Below are 7,385 nucleotides of genomic sequence, written 5' to 3' on the forward strand. Positions count from 1 at the left end.
ACGAACCCGAACCACGGAAGGCAACCATGTCTGTGACGACGATCCCCGCCACCGACTCCGCGCCGCTGACCCGGGAGGCCGGCACCCGGCTCGTGGAAGGCTGGACGGCGCTCTGGAACGGAGACATCGCCCCCGCGGAGCAGATCCTCTCCCCCGACTTCCGGCTGCACTTCGCGGACGACTTCGACGGCACCGGCTCCGCCAAGACGTTCGGCCGGGCAGAACTGACGGCGTTCATCTCCAACAACAGCCAGGCGCTCACCGGCCTGACGTTCGCCGCCGACGCCGCTCCGCTCATCGACACCGAGCGCGGCGAGATGGCCTGCCGGTGGATCGAGAGCCACGCCGCCGGCGACGGCGACATCATCGTCAAGAGCGGCATCGACATGTTCGCGGTCACGGACGGCCGGATCTCCGCGGTGTGGTCGCTCACCGGCAACCGCCGCTTCGCCGCCTGACCGGCACCGCAGAGGCCGGCACCGCAGGGTCCGGCACCGCAGGGTCCGGCCGGCTGCCCCGTGTCCGGCCTCCCCGCCGGAGCGCGCTTCGGCGGGGTTTCGGCGTCCGGGCCCGCCCCCTTGCGCCCCGGCCCTGGATCGGGGGCCGGGGCACGCGACGGCCGACAGCCGACGGCCGGACTCAGCGGCCCGTGACGCGTTCGAACGCCGCGACTCCCGCGGCGGCGAGGGCGACCTGGACGAGCTCCCTCGATCCAGTCGACGCCCCCGGTGCCCGCGGCGCCGAAGGCCGCGGCGATGACGGTGCCGACCAGTGCAGCGGCAATGCGTCGTACCGGCCGGATTCGGGGGACCCCGTGTTCGGGCGAGGGGTTCAGCCGGTGGAAGGGTGGAGGGGGTAGGACGGGAGGACGATCGCGTCGGCGGGTGGGGTGAACAGCCGGGATACCAGGCCGCCCAGGTGCGCGGCGGCCGGGCTGCCGGCCAGCTTCAGGACGGTGTTCATCGCGGCGAGCCCGGCGCGGCTGCGGGGGTTGGCGATGCGGGGGGTGCCGGGCGGGAGTTTCTGGGCCTGGTCGACGTAGGGGCGCATGAGCGCCTCGTACCGGGCGAACGCCGTGCGGTGCGGGTGGGCGGCGAGCTCGCCCGCGAGGACGTAGGCGCCGGTCAGGGCGAGGCTCGTCCCCATTCCGCTGATCGGGGACGCGCAGTAGGCCGCGTCCCCGAGGAGCGCCGTCCGCCCGCTGCTCCAGGACGGCATGCGGGCCTGGCCCACGGCGTCGAAGTAGAGCGGGGCGTCGTCGAGGGCGGCGAGCACGCGGGGCGCCGCCCAGCCGACGTCGGCGAAGGTGCGGCGCAGGACCCTGACCATGCCGGCGCGGTCGATCTCGTCGAGGCCGCGGACGTCGGACAGGAAGGCGAGCGTGGCCCGGATGGTGCCGAGGTTGTCCGGGCGCAGGGTGATGCTGCGTCCACGCCCGGCGCTGTGCCACCGCCAGAGGTCGGTGTCGCCGGCCGTGCGGGGAATGGTGAGGTAGGCGGTGTAGAAGCCGAGTTCGCGCACGGCGTCGGAACCGATGTCGGGGAAGATCAGCGATCGGGTGCGGGAGCGGAGGCCCTCGGCCACGACCACCAGGTCGAAGACGCGCCGCGTTCCGTCGGCGAAGGTGACCGTGACCCCGTCCTCCTCGTCGTCGTCGAGGGCCGTGATCACGTTGCCGAAGACGTACTCGGTCGCGTCACGGGTACGGTCGACGAGGATCCGGGACAGCTGGCCCCGCAGGATCTCCAGCTCGGCCGTGGCGCCGCCGGAGTCGGACGTTCCGGCTGCGAAGCGGGCGAGCGGAGTGCCTGCAGCGTCGACGAACTCGGTACCGGTCTCCCCGGTCGAGGCGGCGCGGACGGCGTCCTCGATGCCCATGCGGCGGGCGACCTCGCGGCCCGCGCCGCGCACGTCGATGTTCTGGCCGTCCTCGCGGAGCGCGCCGAAGCGTTCGACGACCGTGGTCCGCCACCCGTACGTGGTGAGCCAGTAGGCCAGCGCGGGTCCGGCGATGCTCGCTCCGGAGATCAGAACAGTGGGTGTCCGCATGGCGGCCCTTCGACGAAGCGGTGCGATCGGGCGGGGCGGTCCCCTGCCCGCTGCCCCCCTGCCCGCCCTGCCCCGGGTGCCGGGAAGCGTGGGAAGGCGTGGGAAGACCCTGTACGGATACCCCGGCCGGGTCCGCCGAAGCGGCCGGCCGGCACGGCGGCGGACCCCGGTCCGCGGCCGCCCGGGCTACCGGCTGGAGCAGCCGGTAGCGGCCAGGGCGTAGTGCGCGGGACGCGCCCGGGACGGCGGGTCGTCCTCAACCGCCTGCTGGATTTCCTGCTCCTCACGGGCCTGAGCGAGTGGTTCGCGCTGCCCGGGGCCCGTGGGATCCGCCCGACGGAACACCGCGCCCGGGACCGCACGCCTGCCTGAGGATCCCGCGACCGCAGCCGCGCCCCGGGGCGGCCGCTACCCCGTCACAGGTCCTTGGACGGCGTGCGGGCCGGCGGCGCCTGCCCGGGCAGCGTCCGTACGCGCCGCGCCCGCGGGCCGGGCGAGCGGGCCGAGGTCGTGCGCGTAGTGGCCCACCGCGTCGGCGATGACGTCGATGTTGACGTCGAGCGCCCGCATGTCGATGTTGGTGAGGTCGTCGCCGGCCGTGTGGTGGTTCACGTCGTACGCGACACCGGCCCGGCCGCCGAACCTGGCGGCCTGGGACTCGGTCTTGATGCCGTCGGCGCCGGCGAAGGTGCCGCCGGACGGGATGCCGGCCGCGAGGAACGGGGCGTAGTCCGAGAGGCCGGTGAAGTCGGTTCCCTCGTACGGGATCCCCTTCGAGCCGAGGAAGTCCGTGATGCCCTTCTCCAGCTGGGCGGAGCCCTCGGGGCCGGGGCCGGCGCCGACGCCGTCCGAGTCGTCGCCGTCGTTGACGAAGTAGGCGGCGTTCGGGGAGGCGATCGTGTCGAAGTTCAGGTAGAGCTTGATCCGCCCCTTCTGTTCCTCCGACAGGGCGGTGAGGTACGCCTGCGAGCCCAGCACGCCGAACTCCTCGGCCGACCACCAGGCGAACCTGACCTTGTTCTTGATCTTGTCCTGGGAGGTGGCCAGCCTGATCGCGACCTGGAGGATGCCGGCCGAGCCCGAGCCGTTGTCGTTGATGCCCGGGCTGTCGTGGAGCGAGTCCAGGTGGGAGCCGATGAGGACGGTGTCGGCCGCGTCGCCGCCGCGGGTCTCCGCGAGCACGTTGAAGGTCCGTCGGTTCTCGCGCAGTTCGTGGATGTCGAGGGTGACCGTGACCGGACCGGCGGCGGCCTCGGCGGCCAGCGCCTCGCCGTCCTCCTGGCTGATGCCGCCGGTGGGGATCTTCGCGAGGGCCGCGTCGCCGATCGTGCCGTTGATCTTGCCCGTGGTGTTGTTGTACACGACGGCGCCGAGCGCGCCGGCGGCGTGGGCGTTGGCCTGCTTGACGGCGAAGGAGCAGCCGCCGCGCTTGATCAGGGCGATCCGGCCGGTGAACGCGCCCTCGGCGAAGTCGGCGGGCTCACAGCCGTGGGTGGCGTCGGCGTCGACGGGGACGACGGCCACGTCTGCGGTCACACCGCCCTCGGGGCCCTTGGCGGTATAGGCCATCAGCTGGACCGTGATGTCCCGCGGCGTGGGCGAGAGCACCGTGAGGGTCTCGGCGATGTCGTCGGTGTAGACGAAGTCGAACGCCTGCCGGGAGACCCCGTAGCCGGCGGTTCTGAGCACGGCTTCCACGTAGGCGGCCGACTGCTCGTGGCCCCGGGAACTCGCCACCCGGTTGCCGCCGTTGTAGTCGGCTGCCGCCTGGAAGGTCCTCAGGTGGCGGAAGGCGTCCTTGGCCGTCGCCTCCCTGACGAGCTTCGCCGCCAGTGCGTCGCCCCGGCCGGCCCGGCCCGGGTCGTCCGCTCCCGCGGTGGCGGGCCCGGCGAGCAGGAGGGGGGAAACGAGCAGGGCGGCGGCCAGGGTGGCAGCCGCCGCCGCGATGCGACGTGCGGGCATGGAGGTCCTCTCACAGCAGGTCGACGGATGGATCGACGGTCGGGAAGAACGCGCTCGGCGGGAGGAGATCGAGTGACGCTAACCCTGGGGCGGCCCCCTGCCAAGGCGAAGTCCCGAGTCGGTCCGGGTGACCGGATGTTTGGCTGAGTTTGGACGGGAGCGGTAAGGGGGGACGACACTCCGGTGACAACTCACCGATGGTGAACTTGGCTTGTTCGAGCCCATGACACTCTCTCCATCGATCCCGTATCCATGACGTGAGCGCCGGTAGGCCCTACCGCGTGCCGACCGACAGGACAGCGCGCCCGAGGGCGCGCCGGTTACGCGGGGGTGTCAGATCGTGCTGGCCAGAACCGAAAGATCCTCGGCAGACCCTTCCTTACCCGGCTGTACGGGGACCGCCTCCGGCTCCTCGCCCGGGCGCACGGGGACCGCCCCCGGGCCACCGGCCGCGCCCGGGGAAGCGGAGAGCGAACCGACAGCGGCGGACGGGCCGACCTACCGGATCCTGGGCCCCCTGGAGGTCCACCGGGCGGGGGTGCTCTGCACCCCCACGTCCCTCAAGCGGCGCGCCCTGCTCACACTGCTGCTGCTCCACGCCAACCGGCGCTTCCCGATCTGCACGCTGATCGGCGAGCTGTGGGACGACCGCCCGCCGCCGTCGGCCGTGGCCGCCGTCCAGATGTACGTGTCGGGACTGCGGCGCGTCCTGGACCCCGCGCACAGCCGCGGTGGCGGGGACGCGCGGCGGCATCCGCTGCTGCTCACCGCCGGGAACGGCTACCTGCTGCGCGTACGACCGGGCGACCTGGATCTCGACCGGTTCCGCGCGCTGGCCGGGCTCGGACGGGACCAGCGGGCCGCGGGTGACTGCACCTCCTCTGCAAAATCGTTTCATCAAGCCCTGGACCTCTGGCGCGGCACCTCGCCCGGAGAGCTCGGCCAGGCGTCCCTTCCCGCGCACTACACGGTGCGCCTGGAAGAAGAACGGCTGGCCCTGGTGCACGACCGGATCGGAGCGGACATCTGCACGGGCCGGGCGCGCGAGGTCGTCGGGGAACTGGAGGAACTCTGCGCGCGCCACCCCCTCCGCGAGGACTTCCACGAGCAGTTGATGCTCGCCCTGGCCACCGCGGGGCGCCGGGCCGAAGCGCTGAACGCCTACGCCCGCGCCCGGCGCACCGTGGTGGAGAACACCGGCATCGAGCCCGGGCCGGGCCTGCGCACCGCTCAGCAGACCCTGCTGAGCGGGGCCCGTCCGGACAACGCCCGGCACGACCGTTGCCGCCCCGCGGTGGTGCTCCGGCCCGCCGCGCTCGACGGCTGACGCCGGGGCGAGGGAGACGGCCCGGGGGCGGCCGCCTCCGTACGCCCGTGCCCGGGCCTCCGGCCCGGGTACGACGGAGCCCCTCTCCACGGGGAGAACGAAGTCGGCGCGGCCTCGCATCTGGCGTCTGAGCCTCTTGATCCGGTTGACGTGTCCTTCGGCGACGCCGGAGTTCCAGGGCAGGGGGGCCCGGCGATCAGGGCATTGCGGTCACGTTCGATGCCTGCGGCCAGGGTGTGGCGGCTCGGGAGGCCGTCGCGTCGGACGCCGTCGAGCCACTGGGGCAGCCGTTCGCCCTGGCGCTCGGTGAGCATCTGGGCGAAGGACCGGACGTGAGTGGTGACGGCGTCGAGTTCGGGGCAGTGGACCAGGACGGCCTCGAGCCGAAGGGGGTCGATCTCAGGGAGGGGTCTCGGGGCGCCGGAGGATCCAGCCGGCGACGGCACGGGGTGACGGTGGCCGAGCTGTGACCGGGTGGTGAAGCTGCTGCGGTACGGCCTGATCAGGCCGGCTCGGCGCCCGGTAGTCCTGTCAGAACGGTTGACCCACCTGGGGGTCGAGAATCTCAGTTGATCTGGCCCCTGGCGTCTGAATACTGGGTTTCGTCTCAGTTGATCTGGTCTGCTTCCGGCGTTTCGAGTGGGACCGGTGGAAGAACTTGCGGGGGTTGACCATGCACGATGACCAAGTGGACGTGACCGCCGGGATCGTTGCGACCTTGATCCGAGAACAGTTCCCTCAGTGGAGCGGCAAGGCGATCCGACTCATGTCGTCGACCGGGACGGTCAACGCCGTCTTCCGTATCGGGAACGACCTCTCTGCGCGTTTCCCACTGCGTAGGGCCGACGCTGCGGAGGCGCTGGCGGTTCTGGAACAGGAAGCCCGGGCGAGCGCGGAGCTGGCGCAGGTGTCTCGGTTTCCCGCTCCGGAGCCCGTCGCCTTGGGAAAGCCTGGAGCGGGCTACCCCATGCCGTGGTCGGTCCAGACATGGCTGCCGGGGACGGTCGCCTCTGATGCCGACCCGAGTGGGTCGGACGCTTTTGCCGAGGACCTTGCGGCCTTCATCGCAGCCCTGCGGGAGGCCGAGACGAGGGGGCGGCTTTTCAGCGGCGAAAATCGTGGCGGGGTTCTCGCTCACCACGACGATTGGATGGCGAAGTGCTTCGAGGAGAGTGAGGGGCTGCTCGATGTGCCCCGGCTGCGCCAGGTGTGGAGTCATGTGCGGGAGTTGCCACGCACGGGTGCCGACGTGATGAGCCATGGTGACTTGATTCCCGGCAATGTGCTGGTCGCGGGAGGCCGGCTCAGCGGTGTGCTCGACACCGGCGGTTTCGGCCCGGCCGACCCTGCGCTGGATCTGGTCAGTGCCTGGCACCTGTTGCAGACGGGCCCGCGGGAAGTGCTCCGGCGGAAACTGGTCTGTGACGCTCTGGAGTGGGAGCGGGGCAAGGCATGGGCGTTCGAACAGGCGATGGGTCTTGTCTGGTACTACGTCGAGAGCAATCCGACGATGAGCAGAATGGGACGCCGGACACTCGACCGCATTCTGGAGTCGATGGAGTGATGACAGGTCACTCCGCTGAGACAGGTCACCAGCGGCTCGACCACGATGAGACACATCTACGTGTCTGGAGAACCGTCGATCTTGTGCTCAAATGCAAGATCGCGCACAAGCGTCGGCACCCACTCCACGGCCTGCACCGGCATCGGGTCGACAAGCGCCGTGCAGCAGCAACCCACCCATGGCGATATCCAGACATGCGTGAGCGCCGGTCAGCGGGGCTCGGACGGGTCACCCCAGGGCACGTCACTTGCCCAGTCTGCATCCGCAACGGGCTGGTCCGGGGGGGGCGGGCCGTCGGCGGGCGCGCGGGCGGGACCTCTGCGAACCGCTCCACCCCGGACCCGCCGGAACGCAGTGCAATCCCACCGACAACGCAGCAGTGGCCCGGCCCGGCGGCCCCCCCCCGGCCGCCCGAGGAGCAACTGGAGGGGGGGCCCCCGCACCCCCCCATGAACGGGGTTTGGCGGAAGAAGGAGTGGGTCC

General features: G+C 71.8%; 5 protein-coding genes. 3 read left to right on the top strand and 2 right to left on the bottom strand.

What is annotated here, in order from left to right:
• Positions 1–26 precede the first annotated feature (26 nt).
• Complete coding sequence (locus ACFWW8_RS04920; protein WP_386523684.1) at positions 27–458, top strand: nuclear transport factor 2 family protein; 432 nt, start codon at positions 27–29, stop codon at positions 456–458.
• Positions 459–831: 373 nt separating this feature from the next.
• Here the strand turns inward: ACFWW8_RS04920 and ACFWW8_RS04925 are convergent, their stop codons facing one another.
• Positions 832–2,049, bottom strand: a complete 1,218-nt coding sequence (locus ACFWW8_RS04925; RefSeq protein WP_386523687.1) for an FAD-dependent monooxygenase — start codon at positions 2,047–2,049, stop codon at positions 832–834.
• Positions 2,050–2,457: 408 nt separating this feature from the next.
• Positions 2,458–4,011, bottom strand: coding sequence for a M28 family peptidase (locus ACFWW8_RS04930; RefSeq protein ID WP_386523690.1), 1,554 nt, complete (start codon positions 4,009–4,011; stop codon positions 2,458–2,460).
• Positions 4,012–4,549: 538 nt separating this feature from the next.
• Here ACFWW8_RS04930 and ACFWW8_RS04935 point away from each other — a divergent pair.
• Complete coding sequence (locus tag ACFWW8_RS04935; RefSeq protein WP_386523692.1) at positions 4,550–5,338, top strand: BTAD domain-containing putative transcriptional regulator; 789 nt, start codon at positions 4,550–4,552, stop codon at positions 5,336–5,338.
• Positions 5,339–6,011: 673 nt separating this feature from the next.
• The gene (locus ACFWW8_RS04940; protein WP_386523738.1) at positions 6,012–6,902 is read left to right on the top strand and encodes an aminoglycoside phosphotransferase family protein; all 891 of its coding nucleotides are present in this window, start codon (positions 6,012–6,014) and stop codon (positions 6,900–6,902) included.
• Positions 6,903–7,385 lie beyond the last annotated feature (483 nt).

The organism is Streptomyces sp. NPDC058701 (genome assembly GCF_042715295.1).
Lineage (GTDB): Bacteria > Actinomycetota > Actinomycetes > Streptomycetales > Streptomycetaceae > Streptomyces.